Consider the following 18709-nt stretch of genomic DNA (forward strand, 5'->3'; position numbering starts at 1 on the left):
TGCATGACGCGGAAGACCGGCCGAAAAGGCGTTCCGGAACGAGAAACGCCCTTTACAGAAATGAGAGGGTGGCGCATCCATCTGGCAGAATTTTGATGTAGGCGCCCGCGGTCGGGACGCCTGAAGGAGGACGAATGGCCAAACAGAAAGTCGCAATGCTGACCGCAGGGGGCCTTGCGCCCTGCCTTTCTTCCGCGGTCGGCGGACTGATCGAGCGCTACACGGATATTGCCCCCGATATCGAACTCGTGGCCTACCGCTCGGGCTACCAGGGCCTGCTCCTCGGCGACCGGATCGAAATTGGCAAGGACATGCGCGAAAAGGCCCATCTCCTGCATCGCTATGGCGGTTCGCCGATCGGCAACAGCCGCGTGAAGCTGACCAATGCAGCAGACTGCGCCAAGCGCGGCCTCGTCAAGGAAGGCGTCAACCCGCTGAAGGCCGCCGCCGAACAGCTGGCCGCCGACGGCATCACGATCCTCCACACCATCGGTGGCGACGACACCAACACCACTGCGGCCGATCTTGCGGCCTATCTCGGCGCCAATGGTTACGACCTGACCGTGGTCGGCCTGCCGAAGACCGTCGACAATGATGTGGTGCCGATCCGTCAGTCGCTGGGCGCATGGACGGCTGCGGAAGTGGGCGCGGGCTTCTTCGACCATGTCAGCAACGAGCAGAGCGCCGCCCCGCGCACCCTCGTCGTGCACGAAGTCATGGGCCGCCATTGCGGCTGGCTGACGGCGGCGACCGCCAAGGCCTATGTGGACCGCACCCGCCACAATGAATATGTGGAAGGCCTGATGATGAACACGCAGATGAAGAACATCGACGGCATCTATCTGCCCGAAATGGCCTTCAGCCTGCAGGAAGAGGCCGAGCGCCTCAAGAAGATCATGGACACGGCCGGTTTCGTCACCGTTTTCGTATCGGAAGGCGCCTGCCTGGATGCCATCGTCTCGGAGCGCGAAGCGGCGGGCGAAAGCGTCAAGCGCGACGCCTTCGGTCACGTCAAGATCGACACGATCAATGTGGGCAACTGGTTCTCGAAGCAATTCGCCGCGCTTATCGGCGCAGAACGTGCTATGGTGCAGAAATCCGGTTACTATGCCCGTTCGGCACCGGCCAATGGCGACGATCTGCGGCTGATCCAGAGCATGGTCGACCTGGCGGTCGAAAGCGCGCTGAACAAGGTTTCCGGCGTAACCGGCCATGACGAGGCGCAGAACGGCAAGCTTCGCACGATCGAGTTTCCGCGGATCAAGGGCGGCAAGCATTTCGATCTGTCGACGCCCTGGTTCGGCGCGCTGATGAACCATATCGGCCAGGGATACAAGGCCGGCTGACAACGGGACTGGGAGGCCCGCCTCCCGCCCAGGGACAGGGAACGGAAAGGAGAAAGACTGACATGACCGCAGCGACCGCCGTAATGCTTTCCCTTTTCGCTCTTCTGGTTCTGGCCTGGCCCGGCGAACGGGCCCGGCAACTGACCGCCTTCGGCCGGGGTGACCTTGTCTCTGCCACGGCTGCGATCGCGGGATGGATCCTCTCGAGCCTGGCCATAGCCGCCCTGCCCCTGCTCACGGCCTTCGGCCTGCTCAATCTGTCGCCGGGCATGGTCATACTCTGGCGCTGGGCCGGTCTGGCCGTGCTCTTCTGGCTGGCGACCGCCGGCGCATTGTCGCCCTCCATCGCCTATCGTCCATTGGCCGCCAACGACAACTTCCCCGTAAAGGGCGCATTCCGGGTCATTCGCGAAACGGCCCTGCGCAGTTTCGACGGAAAGGTCGCCCTGCTTGTCGCAGCGGTCCTTCCCCAGTTCATCGACAGCGACGGCGGCCCCCTGCCGCAGCTCCTCATCGCCGGCGCCATTTTTGCCGGCATAACCCTCGTGTCCGCCGCGTTCTTCGCGCTTCTGCCGGCCCGTGCCCATGCCTTTCTGAACCTCATTCCCGAACGGCGAAAAGCCCTGAAAAGCAGCATGGGATCGCTGCACCAGCACGGCCAGACCCGCATCAGCTACCGGCGCAAAGCCGCCTGAACGGGCTTCCAGCTTGCGGCAAGATCACAAATCGGTTAACACGGTGCATCTTTTGAAACGGACGATTGCGATCTGTTAAGAATTGCAACGCCCCCATTCGAGGACGATAACTGCATGGCATCGACCCGATTTGCCGGCCCGAAAGGCACTCTCCTTCTCGCGGCCGCGCTGTCAGCCACATTGAGCGGCTGCACCAGCGTCGAGTATAACAAGCTCGCCGATGGCAAGAACCGCAAGGTGGTTCCCATGCCGCAGCAGGCGTCCGAAACCGCTTATGCAGGCATGGCTCCGGCAGGCGGCCCCACGGTTGAGGCCGCGGCACTTGCGACCGGCATTCCCTTGCCGACCCCCAATCCGAACAATCCGCAAATGGCAATGATGATGCAGCCTGCACCGGGTCAGCCGACGGCTGCCCTGCCGGGCCAGCCGCTTCCCGTTGCCGGCCAGCCCGGCGCGACTGCGGTCGCCATGGCCGATACCAGCGGTAACCCGCTGGCCCAGGCCGTGACGACCCCGGGTATGGAGCTCGCCTATGCCACGCCGACGGTCGTCGCCGTGCCGCAGCCCCGCCCCGATATCATCGCCGCTGCCAACTCGATTCCGACGGCCGGCGGACCGGATGCGCCGGACGGCATGAGTGCTGCCGACAAGGATCTGCAGGTCATGCAGGAACGGATGGCGAGCGCAGAACCGGCAACGGCCATGCCGAACCCGCTGCTGACCGCTGTCGCCATCCCCTCACCGCGTCCTGATGTGAAGCCCATGGGCCTGGAAGCCTATGCGAACACGCCGGAGATGATGGCCAAGGATGCCTTCGACACCAGCGCGCCGAAGAAGATGACCGAAGAACCCGGTCTGGCGCCGAGCGGCAAGCTTCAGGGCCTTATCAAGAAATATGCGCAGCTCTACCAGGTTCCCGAAGCGCTGGTACATCGGGTCGTGCGCCGCGAGAGCATGTATAACCCGAACGCCTACAGCCGTGGCAATTACGGCCTGATGCAGATCCGTTACAACACGGCGAAGTCGCTCGGCTACACCGGCTCTCCTTCCGGCCTTTTCGATGCGGAAACCAACCTGAAATATGCGGTGAAATATCTGCGCGGCGCTTTCATGGTTGCGGACAACAACCACGACAATGCGGTGCGCCTCTATGCGCGCGGCTACTATTACGATGCCAAGCGCAAGGGCCTTCTGGCACAGGTCCAGTAAGACCTCGCGACGAGCGCCGGAACGAATGACGGGCCCTTTCGGGCCCGTTTTCTTTGTGCATGGCCGGAGCCGTCAATGCAGGGCATCGACCACCGCCTTGACCAGTGGCTGCGGCACCCAGCCGAGTTTGCTCGGGGTCAGTCCCATGCGCACCACCACGAGCTTTTCCGAAGGGATGATGGCGACGGTTTGGCCGTCATGGCCCTGCATCCAGATCGTATCCCCCGGCAGCCCATAGGCGGCGCTCGGCTTGTCGTCGGGCCCGGCCAGCCATGTCTGCGCCCCGGTATAAAGCCCGGCTGAGGCCTTCGAGGGCGTGCGAACGGCTTTCATGAAGTCCTCCGAAAGCAGTCGCTCCCCTTCCCACACGCCGTCCTGAAGATAGAACTGTCCGAAACGTGCCCAGTCCCGCGCGGTGGCGTAGAGATAGGAACCACCCACAAGCGTCCCGGCCACATCGGTTTCCAGGACGGCGCTGGTCATGCCCAGCGGAGCGAAAAGCGCCTTCTGCGGATAAGCCGTCGCCTCACCGAAATCCCCGATGCGGTTCATCCAGATGCGGGCAATGAGAACGCTCGTCCCCGTCGAATACCGGAACACCGTTCCGGGTTTTGCCTCCATGGGCTGGCCCGCGGCAAAACCGGCCATATCCGGTTCCAGGTAGAGCATGCGCGTGACGTCGCTCACGTCGCCATAATCCTCGTTGAAGCGCAGACCGCTTTCCATGCCCATCAGATCGCCGAGGCGGATCGTCTTCCGGTCGTCGCCCGACCACTCCGGCAGGAGGTTCGTGTCATCGAACGAAAGGCGCCCTTCGGTCATCAGACGGCCCGCAATGGCGGCATTGACCGACTTGGTCATCGACCAGCCGAGAAGCGGGGTCTCCTTGGAAAAGCCCTCTGCATAAAATTCGCCGACGAGCTTGCCGTCCTTGATCACCACGACGGAACGGGCCCCCGGTCCGAGCAGGGTCGTATCGCCAAGGATCGGCGCGAGCTCGTTGCGGGCGACATCGGCCGGGATCGGACCATTGCCGTCCGGCCATGGCAAGTCGGTGGGCTTCGGCAAGGGCTGCGGCCCGGGCGAGAGCCCGGATAGCGCCGACATATCGTATCCGCGCGGCAGGTTCGTGCAGCCGAGGCCATCCCGGTAGGCCGCCTTTGCCTCGGCGAAGAAACCGAAAATATGCGTCGTGACCGTCTGCTTCTCGTCATCCACGGTGGCGCTGACGAATTTCAGCAACGGATGCCCGGGCGCCTGCACATCAAGGCTGAGCACCGCCTGCGGATCGCGATGGGCGATGAAGCGGTTCGAGCAGATGATCTTCGCACTGTAACTGTCGCCGACGAGCAAAAGCTCGGGCGGCGAGACGGCGAGCCATATGCCAAGACCACCGAGCACCACGAGAACGGTAAGGAAAAGCCACCGAAAGAACCTGAAAAACATGAAAATCTCCCGCGAGCCATTCGGCTCGCAGGAAATCAAGCAGGATTTGCCCTTTCAGGAAAGGCTTGATGGCCTGAAATCCACGATTTCACGCAGAGGCCGCCGCTTCCCCGGATCCTGCGGCTCCGGAATTCCAGCCTGAGCAGAAGGCGGCAACCTGATCGGCGGGGATGGGCTTCGAGATCAGGAACCCCTGCGCCTCGGCCAGTCCGAGCCCCCGAATGAATTCGAGCTGCCCTTCGGTCTCGATCCCTTCGATCGTCGTCGAGACACGGAATGTCTCGCCGAGCTTGCGGATCAGCTCCACCAGCTCCCGGTCGCGACTGTCGGCCAGCATGGCATGGGCGAAGGAACGATCGATCTTCAACTGGTCGAGCGGAAAATTCTTGAGATTATTGATCGAGGAGAAACCGGTGCCGAAATCGTCGAGGGCGATGCGGATGCCGTGAGACCGCAGTTGCGCGAGGTTTTCCGCCAGTGACTCGATGTCGATGGTGAAGAGGCTTTCGGTAATCTCGATCGTCAGGCGCCCCGGCGAAAGGCCGGCTTCCTGCAGACAGGACAGGACATAGGGCACGAAGGTGCGGTCCTTGAACTGGTCGCCCGCCACATTCACGGCCACCCCCGTCGGGGAAGGCCATTTGGCGGCTTCTAGACACGCTTCCCGCATCACCCAGCGACCAAGCGGAACGATCAGTCCGGTGCGCTCGGCCAGCGGAACGAAGCTCTGCGGCGCAATCACGCCTTTCTCCGGATGGTTCCACCGCACCAGCGCCTCGAAGGAGCGGACAGCGCCCGATTCCACACCGACGATCGGCTGATATTCCAGGCAGAATTCCCCGTCCTTCAGCGCCCGGCTGAGATCCCTCTCCAGCTCGGCCCGCAAGGCGGTCTGGCGCGCCAGTGTTTCCGTGTAGAAGACATGGGCAGACCCTGCGGTATCCTTCGCCTTGTAAAGGGCAAGATCCGCCCGCTTGAGCCCCGCGGCCACATCCGCATCGTGATCCGTAAGATAGGTCACGCCGATGCTGACACCGGTCGCCACGCGCCCCTTGGCGAGATCGTGCGGTTCCTCCGTCACGCTTTCCACCCGGCGGCACAGGGCCTCCAGGTTGCCCTTGCAGACCGGATCCTCGATCAACAGGACGAATTCGTCCCCACCCAGCCGGTAGAGGCGGTCAAGCGGCCCCAGAATACCGGCGAGACGGTCCGCCAGGTTCTGCAAAAGCTCGTCCCCGGCATCGTGACCGAGCGTATCGTTGACGAACTTGAAGCGGTCGAGATCCAGCAGAAGCAGGGCCTGCCGTGTCGGCGCCGAGGATGCGAGGATATCGGCAACGTCCGCCTTGAGCGCATGACGGTTCATGAGGCCGGTGAGCATGTCGTGGCGCGCATCGTGCAAGAGGGTCGCTTCGCGCTCGGCCATGGTCGCGAGGGCTTCGTGAAGCCGTTCCCGCGTGCGGCCGAAAGCAAAACCGAGAAAGGCCGCCCCGCTTGCGACCGCTGCCAGAACCAGTCCCGGTTCGGGAAGGCAGCTGACAGCCGGAACGGCGGAAAAAATGCCGCTTCCGTAAGTCAGAATAGGTACCGTCATGGCCAGTGCCGAACAGCCCATGGCATACAGGGTGGGCCTGCCCGGCAGAAACGCTTTTAACGTCATGTTAAATGCTCCTGCTGTGAAGGCCAGAGAAGCGCAATTTTATTAAACTTGTCTTAGGTGCCGTGGAAACGGGGCTGTGGAAACCGGCCGAAGGATTGCTGCAGCCCGCTTCGCTGGAGCCGCTGCGGAGAGCTTTCAAACTCAGGTTTTCCGGCTGCCTTGCTGATTTTCAAGGCTTTTTCTTCGGCTCGTCTCGATAACGCTTGTGAAATAACGCAATATTTACGATGATGTGATGAAAGTCAGGTCAGTATTCTCCGCGACCCTTGTTCAGGACGACCGCGGATGTGTTTCACGAGTCTTCGACGGGATGGACATGCGACGCCTGCTGCCCGGCTTATTGCCACTCTTTCTCGCGCTCGGCGGTTGCACGTCGGCTTCTTACGATTTTGTCCAGACGGCATCCATTTCTCCCAAGTTCAAGGATACGGACCCCCAGGATTTTGGCGATTTTCACCCCAACCAGCACAGTGTGCACGGCATCGACGTGTCCAAGTGGCAGGGCGAGATCGACTGGTGGAAGGTGAAGCAGTCCGGCGTCTCCTTCGCCTTCATCAAGGCAACCGAAGGCAAGGACAGTGCGGACCCCAAGTTTCAGGAATACTGGCGCCAGGCGGATGCGGTCGGCATTCCGCATGCGCCCTATCACTTCTATTACTTCTGTTCGACGGCAGACCAGCAGGCCGACTGGTTCATCGCCAATGTGCCGCGCTCTGCCATGGACCTTCCGCCGGTTCTCGACGTGGAATGGAATGGGGAGTCGAAAACCTGCCGCACACGGCCCGATCCGGAAACGGTTCGCGCCGAAATGCAGCGTTTCATGGATCGGCTGGAAATCCACTACGGCAAGCGCCCGATCATCTATACGTCGGTCGACTTCCACCGCGACAATCTGGTCGGGCATTTCCGCCGCTATCACTTCTGGCTGCGCTCGGTAGCCGCCCATCCCAGCAAGACCTATGAAGCCCGCCGCTACGCCTTCTGGCAATATACCTCCACGGGCGTTGTCCCGGGCATCAAGGGGTCGACGGATATCAATGCCTTTGCCGGGACGCCAAAGGCCTGGCAGGCCTGGCTGGCCCAGCTGAAGCAGCAATAAGGGCACACCCCTGCCGCGCCTTTTGCGTGCGGCAGCCCATTTGCGGGTGGAATATCTTTCTTCCGTCAAAATGTTCTGGAAAAGCTCCCGGCGAGCGCGATATTGCTGTCGCACCCAGACAATTGGATTGAAGGAACCCATGATGAATGTCGCCCCGTCCCGCCACAAAATGCTTGCTTCGGGCCTTGCCGTTCTCGGCATGATTGCAATCGCCGCCTCACCGGCTGCGGCTCAGGAATGCGGGGGCGATTTCAAGACCTTCCTCGATGGCGTCGCCTCGCAGGCCAAGGCGGCGGGGTCTTCGGACGCCGCCATCGCCAAGGTCCTCGGCAATGCCCGGATCGACCAGAAGGTGCTGTCCATGGATCGCGCACAGGGCGTGTTCAAGCAGACCTTCCTGGAATTCTCCAAACGCACCGTCAGCCAGGCCCGTCTGGACATCGGCCGGCAGAAGATGAAGCAGTATGCCGATGTCTTCGCGCGTGCAGTGCAGGAATTCGGTGTCGCACCCGGCGTGATCACCGCCTTTTGGGCGATGGAAACCGATTTCGGCGCCGTGCAGGGCAATTTCAACACCCGCAACGCACTCGTGACGCTCGCCCATGATTGCCGCCGGCCGGAACTGTTCCGGCCCGAGCTGATGGCGCTGATCAAGATGACCGAGCACAGCGATCTCGACCCCGACACCAATACCGGCGCCTGGGCTGGCGAAATCGGTCAGGTGCAGATGCTGCCGAAGGATATCATCGCCTATGGCGTCGATGGCGACGGAGACGGCCATGTGCGCCTCAAGGAAAGCGCGCCGGACGTGATCCTGACGGCCGCCAAATTCATTCAGAGCCTGGGCTTCAAGCGCGGCGAGCCCTGGATCCAGGAAGTGAGCGTCCCGGAAAATCTCCCCTGGGAGAAATCCGGCCTCGGTGGCACCATGACCGCAGCCGAATGGTTTGCGCTCGGCGTTACCCCGCGCGATGGCAAGACGGACTTCGGCAATCTCAACGCCGCGCTCGTCCTGCCGCAGGGCCGCAAGGGCCCGGCTTTCCTCACCTACCCCAACTTCGGCATTTACCTGAAGTGGAACCAGTCTTTCATCTACACCACGTCTGCCGCCTATTTCGCGACGCGACTGATGGGGGCGGAACCCTACCAGAAGGGCAACCCCGAGCCCGGCCTCAACAATGACGAGATGAAGCAGCTTCAGGAAAAGCTCCAGGCCAAGGGTTACGACGTCGGCAAGATCGACGGCATCCTCGGCTCCGGCACCCGCGTCGCCATCCAGAAGGAACAGGTTCGCCTGGGGATGCCCGCCGATGGCTGGGCAACACGCACCCTGCTCGACGCTCTCTGAGAAAACTGCAGGATTAGGTAAAGCTGACGCCTCCGGACCTCCGGGGGCGTTTTTTTATGCCCGGCCATGGCCGGAAGACCTTGCACCCGGCCTTCCCTTGGTTGCTTATCGCCGGAGGGCCGTCTTCCGCGAGAGGGATTGTCCTTGCGGACAAGTTTCGGGTGGCGGATCGCGGACCCCGGGGCTATGAGCCGCGCTTTCCGGAAACAGGGGAGAATGGGATCATGACCGACAGCCACAAGAGCCAGCAGACGCTTACACCCCTGGCCTGGGCCCTGCTTCTGCTGCTGGGGTTGATCTGGGGCGGCTCGTTCTTTTTTGCCCGGGTGGCGGTCCAGCACGTCCCGCCCTTTACGCTGGTCTTTCTGCGCCTGTCGCTCGCAGCGCTCGCGCTCCATCTCTATATCGCCGGCCGCATGAACATCTACGCCGCGCTCAGAGACAACTGGAAACCCTTCCTTCTTCTCGGCCTGATGAACAATGCGCTTCCCCACTCCCTGCTCTTCATCGGCCAGATCCATCTGTCCGCAGGCCTTGCCTCGATCCTCAATGCCACGACACCGATCTGGACGGTTTTGATCGCCAATGTCATGACCTCCGATGAACGGCTGACCGGACAGAAAATTGCCGGCTGCGTCACGGGTCTGGCCGGTACGGCGGTGCTTCTGGGACCGGCGGCCCTTGCCAAGACCGACATTCCTTTCTGGGCGCTGCTCTTCCCGATCGGCGCATCGATTTCCTACGGCTTTGCTGCAGTTTTCGGCCGCCGCTTCCGTCATTTGCCATCGCCCGTCACCGCCACCGGCCAGCTGACGGCCTCCTCGCTGATCGTTCTGCCCGTGTCGCTGCTCGTCGATCATCCGCTGTCACTGCCCATGCCACCGGCAACGACGATCGGCGCCATCCTCGGCCTTGCGCTGCTGTGCACCGCCTTCGGCTACATCCTCTTCTTCCGCATCATCGCACTCGCCGGGGCAACCAATGTGGCCCTCGTCACCCTGCTGGTCCCGCCCAGTGCGATTCTTCTGGGCGCGGTCTTCCTTGGCGAGCGTCTTGGCGCAAATGCGATAGTGGGCATGGCACTGATTGCGGGCGGGCTCATCGTTATCGACGGGCGCTGGCGGCAAATTTTCTTCGGTCGATCAGGCGCTTCCGCCTGATCGCTGCGGTAATATCCATTAACAATTCGTGAGTGTGCACCAAACCGGCAAGGTCGCAATCAGGGCAGATTAAGGCGCCATATTGCACCGCAAAATCCGCATGTCCGACACGCAAATTTTTCCTGACGTTTTTTCAATCGGTTGCAAAAGGTCCAAAGGGTTTTTGCCCGCTTGTCTTCGCAGCGCACCATTGAAAGTGCTTTGCGACGGACACATTTCGGTCATATCCTTTAACGGTCAACAGCCAGGGAGGCCACTATGGGACTCACCAATTCTCTCAATGCGCTTCTGGTCGGTGCTGCGTTTGTCTTCGTTGCCGCAATGCTGTTCATCTAGGAGAGCCGCGCATACGGGATGTGTTTATGGAATGAAAACGACATGCCCTTGATTGAAACGCGCGGATAAAGACAGGTCATCGGCCTCTACCCCATGGGGCCGTACAGTTTGCACGAGAAGGGGCGCCGGAGAGAATCCGGCGCCCCTTTCTTATGCGTGACCACTCCTCAGGCCGCGCAAAGATGCAGGGGAAGGATGCGGCGGAAGCCGAGGCGCTCCAGCGTGCCGTTGACCAGCGCGGCCCGGTTCATGGTGTAGAGGTGGAACTCATGAATGCCCCGGCGGGCCAGCTCGGCGATCTGCTGCGCGGCGATATCGCAGGCAATGGCCTCGCGCGCTGCGGCATTGTCCTCGGTCCCCTCGAAGCGGGCTTCCAGCCAGGTCGGAATGCTGGCCCCGCAGAGCCCCGCAAAGCGCTTCAGCTGGGTGATGTTCTGCACGATCATGATGCCGGGCACGACCGGGATCTCGACACCCCTTGCCCGCACGCGATCGAGATAGCGGCAGAACTGGTCATTGTCGAAGAAGAACTGGGTGAGCGCCCGGTTGGCGCCATTGGCGGCCTTCAGCGCCAGCATGTCGATATCGGCATCCTGGTCGCGGCTTTCGGGATGTTTTTCCGGATAGGCGGACACCGAAACGTCGAAATCCGGGTCGATGGCCTTGAGGCCCGCGACGAGATCGGCTGCATTCTCATAGCCACCGGGATGCGGCCTGTAGGCAGAGCCGACACCCGAGGGCGGATCGCCGCGCAGCGCCACGAAGCGGCGGCATCCGGCGGCGCGGAAACGCTCCACAACGGCATTCACCTCCTCGCGGGTGGCGCTGACGCAGGTAAGATGGCTCGCCGTCCGCAGCGGCGTTTCCTCGATGAGGCGCGAAACGGTGGCGTGGGTGGGCGCCTGGGTGGTGCCCCCGGCCCCGTAGGTCACCGAGACGAAATCCGGATTCCAGCTGGCAAGCTCGGAAATGGTCGTCCAGAGCTGGTCTTCCGCATCGGGCGATTTGGGAGGGAAGAATTCGAAGGAGAAGCGAAGGCGGCCACGGGTGGCTGGGTCGAGAGTGACTTTGGTCATGTCATCGGCTCCTGGCAAGGCTGTCAGAACTGTGCCCTTCCCGCCCGTGGGACGGAATGGATCGCGTGTCGCGGGCCAGCCACAGCGTCACCGTCAACGCCTGGCTGTCCTTCCTGTCGGATTTGAGATCCACCGCGGCTTCGACCGAGAGACCACAGCGGGCCAGCCAGTCGTCCATGGTGTGATGGGCAAAGCCCAGACGCACATGCGCATGGTCGTCGCGCAGATATTCGAGCCCGTGCGGCGCCAGATCGACGATGGCGAGGCGGCCGCCGGGCTTGAGCATTCGCGCCGCTTCGGCAATGGCAAGTTCCGGCTGGTCGAGGAAGTGCAGCACCTGATGGATGATCACCAGATCGAATTCCTGACCTTCGAGCGGCAGGTTGAAGATGTCGCCCAGCCGCACCGTAGCGTGATGCACGCCGGCGCGATCCAGATTGGCCCGGGCAACCGCCAGCATGTCGCGGCTGGCATCCACGCCCGTGGCGCGGCGATACTGATGCTGGAAGAGCTCGAGAATGCGGCCCGTGCCGGTGCCGAGATCGAGCAATGCCTCGATCTTCTCCGTGCCGACCAGCGTCTTCAGCTCGGCCTCCACCTGCGCATCGGAAACGTGCAGACGACGCAGTTCGTCCCAGGCGGCGGCATTGCGGCTGAAATAGGCCTGTGCCCGCTCTGCCCGGGCCTGCTTGACGGCAGCAAGCCGCTCGCCGTCACGGAGCAACACCGGATCGTTCTCGGAGGCCGCCCTCAGGAGCTGCCGCACGAGCGCGGCCGTCTTGCCCTCCTGCTTCAGGCGGAAGAAGGCCCAGGCGCCTTCCTGATAGCGGTCGATCAGCGAGACTTCGCCGAGCAGCTTCAGATGGCGCGAAATGCGGGGCTGCGACTGGCCGAGAATTTCCGTAAGGTCGGTCACGGTCAGGTCACCGGCAGCCAGCAGCGCCAGAAGCCGCAAACGGGTTGGCTCGCCTGCGGCTTTCAGGATATCTACCAGATCATCGAGACCAAATTTTACCGGATCGACCATTTCGCTGCACCCAATCAAGATATAAAGATATCTTTATGTGATTTTTGAAACGGGCGCAAGCAGAAAATCGGATGTCGCCTTTGGCTCGTTGCGCCACGGCTGACGGAAAGCGCGAACAACCGTCATTGGGGTCGTCCTTCGAACGCGTCCCTTCATCCAGAATCACATCGACAAAAAGCCCGCCGAACCATTTGATTCAGCGGGCTTTTCCGTATCGATGCGAAAGGAGATCAGCGGGTCAGGCGCTTGTAGGTCACCCGCTTCGGATTGACCGCATCGGCGCCGAGGCGGCGGATCTTGTCCTTTTCATAGTCCTCGAAGTTGCCTTCGAACCATTCCACATGGCTGTCGCCTTCGAAGGCGAGCATGTGGGTGGCCAGACGGTCGAGGAACATACGGTCGTGCGAGATGATGACGGCGCAGCCGGCGAAGTTTTCCAGCGCATCTTCCAGCGCTGCCAGCGTTTCCGTATCGAGGTCGTTGGTCGGTTCGTCGAGCAGGAGGACGTTGCCGCCGGACTTCAGCATCTTGGCAAGGTGCACGCGGTTGCGCTGACCGCCGGACAGCGTGCCGACCTTCTGCTGCTGGTCGCCACCCTTGAAGTTGAAGGCGCCGCAATAGGCGCGCGAGTTCACTTCGTGCTTGCCGAGCTTCAGCACGTCGTTGCCGCCGGAAATTTCTTCCCAGACCGTCTTGTTGCCTTCCAGCGTATCGCGGCTCTGGTCGACATAGGAAAGATGCACGGTTTCACCGATGGTGACCGTCCCGCTGTCGGGCTGTTCCTGGCCGGTGATCAGGCGGAACAGCGTCGACTTGCCCGCACCGTTCGGACCGATCACACCCACGATGCCGCCGGGCGGCAGCTTGAAGGTGAGGTTTTCGAAGAGCACGCGGTCGCCATAGGACTTGGAAATATTGTCCGCCTCGATGACCACCTGGCCAAGACGCTCGCCGACCGGAATGACGATCTGCGCGTCGCCGGGACGGCGGTCGGCAGCGGCCTGCACCAGCTCGTCATAGGCGCGGATACGGGCCTTGGACTTGGCCTGGCGGGCCTTCGGGCTCGAAGCCATCCATTCCTGCTCGCGGGACAGCGCCTTCTGGCGGGCGGCCTCTTCGCGGCCTTCCTGCTCCATGCGCTTGGACTTGGACTGCAGATAGGCCGAGTAGTTGCCCTCGTAGGGAATGCCACGGCCACGGTCGAGCTCGAGGATCCAGCCCGTGACATTGTCGAGGAAGTAGCGGTCGTGGGTGATCATCAGCACGGAACCGGGATATTCGCGCAGGTGCTTTTCCAGCCAGGCGATGGTTTCGGCGTCGAGATGGTTGGTCGGTTCGTCGAGCAGCAGGAGATCAGGCTGGGCAAGCAGCAGCTTGCAGAGCGCCACGCGGCGCTTTTCACCGCCCGAGAGATTGTCGACGCTGGCATCGCCCGGCGGGCAGCGCAGGGCGTCCATGGCCATTTCCACCTGGCTTTCCAGATCCCAGAGATTCTGGCTGTCGATGATGTCCTGGAGCTTCGCGCCCTCTTCCGCCGTCTCGTCGGAATAGTTCATCATCAGTTCGTTATAGCGGTCCAGAATGGCGCGCTTGGAGGCAACGCCTTCCATGACGTTCTCGAGCACGGTCTTCGAGGCGTCGAGCTGCGGCTCCTGCGGCAGGTAGCCCAGCGTCGCGCCTTCGGCCAGCCAGGCTTCACCGGTGAATTCCTTGTCGAGGCCGGCCATGATGCGCAGCACGGTGGACTTACCCGCGCCGTTCGGGCCGAGAATGCCGATCTTGGCATCGGGGTAGAAGGAGAGATGGATGTTCTCCAGCACCTTCTTGTTGCCATAGGCCTTGTTGAGGCCGGACATGTGATAGATGAATTGACGTGCCATGGGCTTAAACTGCTCCGCGCGCATGTAAGGGAAAAAGCGTTGGGCGCTATGTAGGCGAAATGCGCTTCCGGGGCAATGGCGCGGGCCCGGTGCTCACAGGGCTTTTGGCATCGAAAAGGGCAGCCTTCGGCCCGAATCGAGGATTGCAGTTCGCCCGAGAATCCGTTTCCCTGTGCATCCTGCCATTCCGGAGCCCCGAATGTTTGCCGAGACCCGTTTCCTGAACAGCCCCACCGGCGCGCGCCTGGCCTATCATCACGAGCCGGCCGGCGGCACCGCGCGCGGTGTGATCCTGATCTGCCACGGGCTCGCCGAGCATTCCAGGCGCTATCGCCGCTTTGCCGATGCCCTCGCGGCGGCCGGCTACCACGTTTATGCGCATGACCATCGTGGCCATGGCGAGACGACCGCGCCAGACGCGCCGCTCGGCCGCTTCGCCTTGCGTGACGGGGTGACAGCCGTGATCGAGGACGTGATGGCCATGCGGGCGCTGGCCGAGGAGCGCCATGGCGGGCTTCCGGTCATTCTTTTCGGCCACTCCATGGGCGGGCTCATCAGCCTCAACACTGCCGTGACCCATCCGGAAAGCTTCGCGGGTGTGGCCGTCTGGAACAGCAACTTCGACGTGGGTCTCGCGGGCCGGGCAGCGCAGGCCATCCTTGCGGTGGAACGCATGATCCTTGGCTCCGATGTGCCGAGCGCCATGCTGCCGAAACTGACCTTCCAGGCCTGGGGCAAGGCCATTCCGCGCTATCGCACCCTCTTCGACTGGCTGAGCCATATTCCGTCCGAAGTGGATGCCTATATCGCCGATCCGCTTTGCGGCTTCGATGCCAGCGTGTCTCTCTGGCAAGATATATTTGAACTGTCCTACCGGGCGCCGGCAAGGGAATGGATCTCGCGGCTTCCGGCCACAATGCCCTTCCATCTGGTGGGCGGAGGGCAAGATCCGGCCACCGCGAACGCAAAAGCAATCAATTGGCTGGCCGCAAGTCTGAAAAAAGCCGGTTTTTCAAGAGTAACAAAGGAGATATATCAGGACGCGCGTCACGAGACCCTGAACGATCTCGGCGCACAGGTTGCCATCAGGGGTTTCGTCGCCTGGTGTGGAAAGGTTACGGCCTGAGGCGCTTTTTCCTCCCGGCCCAGCAGGATGGGTAAAGCCATGGACGATGCGGTGAGAACGAAGCCCGGAGAGACTGCGCCGCCCTTTCTGAAACGCGCCGACAATGTCGGTCTCGGCATGGCGCTGATGACCGCCTCGGTCTTCCTGGCGCCGATGATCGACGTGTTCTCCAAGCTGGCGGCCACGACCTTGCCGACGGCGGAGGTGTCCGCGCTGCGCTTCCTGTTCCAGACCCTGCTCATCCTGCCGCTCGTCCTCCTGCGCGGTACAGTCCGCAGCATCGGATGGCGCCAGACCCGCCTGCACATGATCCGCGGCGCGATTCTCGCCATCAGCATGATTTCCTTCGTGACCGCACTGCGGGCCATGGCGCTGGCGGATGCCATCGCGATCTTCTTCGTCGAACCGATCATTCTCACCATCCTCGGAGGGCTGTTCCTCAAGGAAAAGATCGGCTGGAGGCGCTATGCCGCCTGCGCGGTCGGCTTTTCGGGCGCCTTGCTGATCATCCGGCCGAGCTTCGAGCACCTCGGCTGGGTGGCCTTGCTGCCTGTCGTCTGCGCCTTCGGCGTCGCCATCTTCGCCCTGATGACCCGCGTTCTCGCCCACCGCGAAGACCCCTGGAACATGCAGTTGCAGACCGCCTTCTGGGGCGGGATCGTCTGCCTTGTCGTTCTCTTTTTCGGCGAAGGAACCGGCTCGGCACTCTTCGACCCGGTATGGCCGGATGCAAAAGGATTGGCCCAGACCTTCTGCGTCGGCCTTGCCGCGACGATCTCGGGCATGTTCGCCGTCTACGCCTATCGGGATGCTCCCGCCTCGACGCTGGCGCCCCTGCAATATTTCGAGATCATATCCGCCACCGTCCTCGGCTGGGCGATCTTCGGCGATTTTCCCGACATGCTCACCTGGGCCGGCATTGCGATCATCATCGCTTCGGGCCTCTACATCCTCTGGCGGGAACGGCGCGCCGCACGGCTGATCGCACTTGCCGAACCGCTGCCCAATCCTTGAGGAACGGCTTGAATCGATGGTTGAATTCCATGCGGAAAAGAACGAGTAATAGACGATAAGTGTCTCTAATTGTTGACATTTGTCAGATGTACCGGACACCCCGACAGGGGCGTTGAAGGAAAAGAAGAAGGATGGCCGAGGGCCACCATGCAAAGGGAGTGAGGGGGAAAATGGCAAAGCGTACGGGTGGTCAACTGGTCGTGGAGGCGCTGAAGGCCAATGGCGTGAGGCGAATTGCCTGCGTGCCGGGCGAAAGCTATCTGGCGGTTCTGGATGCGCTGCATGACACGGATATCGACGTGCTGGTCTGCCGGCAGGAAGGCGGCGCGGCGATGATGGCCGATGCCTGGGGACGGCTGACCGGTGAGCCCGGTATCTGCATGGTCACCCGCGGTCCGGGTGCCACCAATGCCTCCGCCGGCCTGCACATCGCGCGGCAGGATGCGATCCCGATGATTCTCTTCATCGGCCAGGTCCAGCGCGATGCGCGCGAACGCGAAGCTTTCCAGGAAGTGGAATATCGCCGCGCTTTCACGGAATTTGCCAAATGGGTGGGCGAGATCGATGATGCCGCCCGCATCCCGGAATACGTCACCCGCGCCTTTGCCGTCGCGACCTCCGGCAGGCCCGGCCCCGTGGTGCTGACCCTGCCGGAAGACATGCTGGTGGATGAGGTCGAGGCCCCGGAAGCCCTGCCTGCTGTTCCTGTCGAAAGCCACCCGGGACCGGCCCAGATCGAGAAGCTGCGCGGCCTGCTGTCCACGGCCAAACGCCCCATGGTCATCCTCGGGGGCACCCGGTGGGACGCCGCATCGGTAAAAGCCTTCGAGGATTTCGCGGCGCGCTGGAAGCTTCCCGTCGCCTGCTCCTTCCGCCGACAGATGCTGTTCGACCACCTGCATCCATCCTATGCGGGCGATAGCGGCATCGGCATCAATCCGGCACTCGGCAAGGAAGTCGCGGATGCGGATCTCCTGATCCTTCTCGGCGGCCGCTATTCGGAAATGCCGTCCTCCAGCTATACGCTGATGGATATTCCCTATCCGAAGCAGACGCTCGTGCATGTCTATCCCGATCCGTCGGAGCTCGGCCGGGTCTATCGTCCGGACCTGCCGATCGTCGCTGCGCCCCGGGATTTCGTCGCTGCCCTCTCCGGTCTTTCGCCGGACGGCGAACCGGCCTGGGCGACCCGCACGGAAATCATGCACAGGGCCTATCTCGCCTGGTCCACCCCGCCGAAGAGCGGCCCCGGACCGGTGCAGATGGGCCCGATCATGGAATGGATCGAAGCGAACACGGCACAGGACACAATCTTCACCAACGGCGCCGGCAACTACGCCACCTGGGTGCATCGATTCCACCGCTTCCGCGCCTATGCCACGCAGGCAGCCCCCTGCTCCGGCTCGATGGGCTACGGCCTGCCGGCCGCAGTCGCCGCCAAGCAGCTCCATCCCGAGCGGGACGTGATCTGCTTCGCCGGCGATGGCTGCTTCATGATGCATGGCCAGGAATTTGCGACCGCCGTGCGCTATAAACTGCCGATCATCACGGTCTTGGTGAACAACGGCATCTACGGCACGATCCGCATGCATCAGGAGCGGGAATATCCCGGGCGCGTCAGCGGCACCGGCCTCACCAATCCCGATTTCGCCGCCTATGCCCGCGCCTTCGGTGGCCACGGAGAAACCGTGGAACGGACCGAAGACTTCGCCGCCGCCTTCGAGCGCGCCCGTGCCAGCGGCAAGCCGGCAATCATCGAGGTGAAACTCGATCCGGAAGCCATCACGCCGACCCGCACGCTGTCGCAGATCCGCGACCGCGCATAAGCGGAAACTGTGAAGGGACAAAAGAAGAAGGCCGGGGTCCGCCCCGGCCTTTATCCTTACTTGCCTTCTTCGAAGGTCATGGCATGACCGTTGATGCAGTAGCGCAAACCGGTCGGCGGCGGACCGTCGGGAAAGACGTGGCCCAGATGCCCGCCGCACGTCCCGCAGCGAATTTCCGTGCGCACCATGCCATGCGAAATGTCCCGGTGCTCGGTCACCGCATCGGGCCTGACGGGCTCGAAATAGCTCGGCCAGCCGCAGCCCGCATCGAATTTGGTGTCTGAGCGAAAGAGCGCCTCGCCGCAGCCGGCGCAGCTGTAAAGGCCGGTCTGGAACTGGTTCCAGTAAGGCCCGGTAAAGGCCCGCTCCGTGCCATGCTCGCGCAACACCCGGTACTGCTCGGGCGAAAGCTTTTCGCGCCACTCGGCTTCGGTCTGCGGCAGGGTCTTGGCATCCATGAG

Annotated in this window: 15 protein-coding genes; 9 read left to right on the forward strand and 6 right to left on the reverse strand. The window is 62.4% G+C overall.

From position 1 onward, the window contains the following. Positions 1-134 precede the first annotated feature (134 nt). From ACT54B_RS01665 to ACT54B_RS01675, 3 genes are all read left to right on the forward strand, one after another. The gene (locus ACT54B_RS01665; RefSeq protein WP_476042379.1) at positions 135-1346 is read left to right on the forward strand and encodes a pyrophosphate--fructose-6-phosphate 1-phosphotransferase; all 1212 of its coding nucleotides are present in this window, start codon (positions 135-137) and stop codon (positions 1344-1346) included. A 62-nt stretch (positions 1347-1408) separates the two neighbouring features. Beyond that, entirely contained in the window at positions 1409-2041 is a 633-nt protein-coding gene (locus ACT54B_RS01670; protein ID WP_476042380.1) for a hypothetical protein, read from the forward strand. A 114-nt stretch (positions 2042-2155) separates the two neighbouring features. Then, complete coding sequence (locus ACT54B_RS01675; protein WP_476042382.1) at positions 2156-3250, forward strand: transglycosylase SLT domain-containing protein; 1095 nt, start codon at positions 2156-2158, stop codon at positions 3248-3250. Between the two features lie 72 nt (positions 3251-3322). Here ACT54B_RS01675 and ACT54B_RS01680 read toward each other — a convergent pair whose 3' ends face one another. Continuing rightward, entirely contained in the window at positions 3323-4696 is a 1374-nt protein-coding gene (locus ACT54B_RS01680; protein ID WP_476042383.1) for a serine hydrolase domain-containing protein, read from the reverse strand. Between the two features lie 88 nt (positions 4697-4784). Continuing rightward, entirely contained in the window at positions 4785-6356 is a 1572-nt protein-coding gene (locus ACT54B_RS01685) for a putative bifunctional diguanylate cyclase/phosphodiesterase (protein ID WP_476042384.1), read from the reverse strand. 316 nt (positions 6357-6672) lie between these two features. On the opposite strand from ACT54B_RS01685, the gene ACT54B_RS01690 reads away from it, so the two are divergent. The 3 genes from ACT54B_RS01690 to ACT54B_RS01700 all read left to right on the forward strand — a co-directional run bounded on the left by ACT54B_RS01690 (position 6673) and on the right by ACT54B_RS01700 (position 9963). Further along, complete coding sequence (locus tag ACT54B_RS01690) at positions 6673-7455, forward strand: glycoside hydrolase family 25 protein (RefSeq protein WP_476042385.1); 783 nt, start codon at positions 6673-6675, stop codon at positions 7453-7455. Positions 7456-7624: 169 nt separating this feature from the next. Then, positions 7625-8803 carry a lytic murein transglycosylase gene (locus ACT54B_RS01695; RefSeq protein WP_476043467.1) on the forward strand — a complete coding sequence of 393 codons (1179 nt, stop codon included), beginning with the start codon at positions 7625-7627 and terminating at the stop codon, positions 8801-8803. Positions 8804-9027: 224 nt separating this feature from the next. Further along, the gene (locus tag ACT54B_RS01700) at positions 9028-9963 is read left to right on the forward strand and encodes a DMT family transporter (protein ID WP_476042386.1); all 936 of its coding nucleotides are present in this window, start codon (positions 9028-9030) and stop codon (positions 9961-9963) included. A 503-nt stretch (positions 9964-10466) separates the two neighbouring features. On the opposite strand, the gene metF is transcribed toward ACT54B_RS01700, so the two are convergent. The 3 genes from metF to ettA all read right to left on the reverse strand — a co-directional run bounded on the left by metF (position 10467) and on the right by ettA (position 14282). Then, on the reverse strand, positions 10467-11375 hold the full coding sequence (metF, locus tag ACT54B_RS01705; protein ID WP_476042388.1) for a methylenetetrahydrofolate reductase [NAD(P)H]: 909 nt from the start codon (positions 11373-11375) through the stop codon (positions 10467-10469). A 1-nt stretch (position 11376) separates the two neighbouring features. After that, on the reverse strand, positions 11377-12402 hold the full coding sequence (locus ACT54B_RS01710) for an ArsR/SmtB family transcription factor (RefSeq protein WP_476042389.1): 1026 nt from the start codon (positions 12400-12402) through the stop codon (positions 11377-11379). 230 nt (positions 12403-12632) lie between these two features. Continuing rightward, positions 12633-14282, reverse strand: a complete 1650-nt coding sequence (ettA, locus tag ACT54B_RS01715; protein ID WP_476042391.1) for an energy-dependent translational throttle protein EttA — start codon at positions 14280-14282, stop codon at positions 12633-12635. A gap of 199 nt (positions 14283-14481) precedes the next feature. On the opposite strand from ettA, the gene ACT54B_RS01720 reads away from it, so the two are divergent. The 3 genes from ACT54B_RS01720 to ACT54B_RS01730 all read left to right on the forward strand — a co-directional run bounded on the left by ACT54B_RS01720 (position 14482) and on the right by ACT54B_RS01730 (position 18248). Continuing rightward, positions 14482-15408 carry an alpha/beta fold hydrolase gene (locus ACT54B_RS01720; RefSeq protein ID WP_476042392.1) on the forward strand — a complete coding sequence of 309 codons (927 nt, stop codon included), beginning with the start codon at positions 14482-14484 and terminating at the stop codon, positions 15406-15408. Positions 15409-15447: 39 nt separating this feature from the next. Next, entirely contained in the window at positions 15448-16422 is a 975-nt protein-coding gene (locus tag ACT54B_RS01725) for a DMT family transporter (RefSeq protein ID WP_476042394.1), read from the forward strand. Between the two features lie 170 nt (positions 16423-16592). Next, on the forward strand, positions 16593-18248 hold the full coding sequence (locus ACT54B_RS01730; protein WP_476042396.1) for a thiamine pyrophosphate-binding protein: 1656 nt from the start codon (positions 16593-16595) through the stop codon (positions 18246-18248). A gap of 56 nt (positions 18249-18304) precedes the next feature. Here the strand turns inward: ACT54B_RS01730 and msrB are convergent, their stop codons facing one another. Next, positions 18305-18706, reverse strand: a complete 402-nt coding sequence (gene msrB, locus ACT54B_RS01735; RefSeq protein ID WP_476042397.1) for a peptide-methionine (R)-S-oxide reductase MsrB — start codon at positions 18704-18706, stop codon at positions 18305-18307. Positions 18707-18709: the final 3 nt, after the last annotated feature.

It is taken from the genome of Gellertiella sp. DMC107 (assembly GCF_056313605.1).

Bases quoted from the DNA above. Each gene is read 5' to 3' on its own strand.
- ACT54B_RS01670 (WP_476042380.1), top strand. From the start codon at position 1,409: ATGACCGCAGCGACCGCCGTAATGCTTTCCCTTTTCGCTCTTCTGGTT.
- ACT54B_RS01675 (WP_476042382.1), top strand. From the start codon at position 2,156: ATGGCATCGACCCGATTTGCCGGCCCGAAAGGCACTCTCCTTCTCGCG.
- ACT54B_RS01685 (WP_476042384.1), bottom strand. From the start codon at position 6,356: ATGACGTTAAAAGCGTTTCTGCCGGGCAGGCCCACCCTGTATGCCATG.
- ACT54B_RS01730 (WP_476042396.1), top strand. From the start codon at position 16,593: ATGGCAAAGCGTACGGGTGGTCAACTGGTCGTGGAGGCGCTGAAGGCC.
- ACT54B_RS01680 (WP_476042383.1), bottom strand. From the start codon at position 4,696: ATGTTTTTCAGGTTCTTTCGGTGGCTTTTCCTTACCGTTCTCGTGGTG.
- ACT54B_RS01700 (WP_476042386.1), top strand. From the start codon at position 9,028: ATGACCGACAGCCACAAGAGCCAGCAGACGCTTACACCCCTGGCCTGG.
- ACT54B_RS01720 (WP_476042392.1), top strand. From the start codon at position 14,482: ATGTTTGCCGAGACCCGTTTCCTGAACAGCCCCACCGGCGCGCGCCTG.
- ettA (WP_476042391.1), bottom strand. From the start codon at position 14,282: ATGGCACGTCAATTCATCTATCACATGTCCGGCCTCAACAAGGCCTAT.
- msrB (WP_476042397.1), bottom strand. From the start codon at position 18,706: ATGGATGCCAAGACCCTGCCGCAGACCGAAGCCGAGTGGCGCGAAAAG.
- ACT54B_RS01710 (WP_476042389.1), bottom strand. From the start codon at position 12,402: ATGGTCGATCCGGTAAAATTTGGTCTCGATGATCTGGTAGATATCCTG.
- ACT54B_RS01665 (WP_476042379.1), top strand. From the start codon at position 135: ATGGCCAAACAGAAAGTCGCAATGCTGACCGCAGGGGGCCTTGCGCCC.
- ACT54B_RS01725 (WP_476042394.1), top strand. From the start codon at position 15,448: ATGGACGATGCGGTGAGAACGAAGCCCGGAGAGACTGCGCCGCCCTTT.
- metF (WP_476042388.1), bottom strand. From the start codon at position 11,375: ATGACCAAAGTCACTCTCGACCCAGCCACCCGTGGCCGCCTTCGCTTC.
- ACT54B_RS01690 (WP_476042385.1), top strand. From the start codon at position 6,673: ATGCGACGCCTGCTGCCCGGCTTATTGCCACTCTTTCTCGCGCTCGGC.
- ACT54B_RS01695 (WP_476043467.1), top strand. From the start codon at position 7,625: ATGCTTGCTTCGGGCCTTGCCGTTCTCGGCATGATTGCAATCGCCGCC.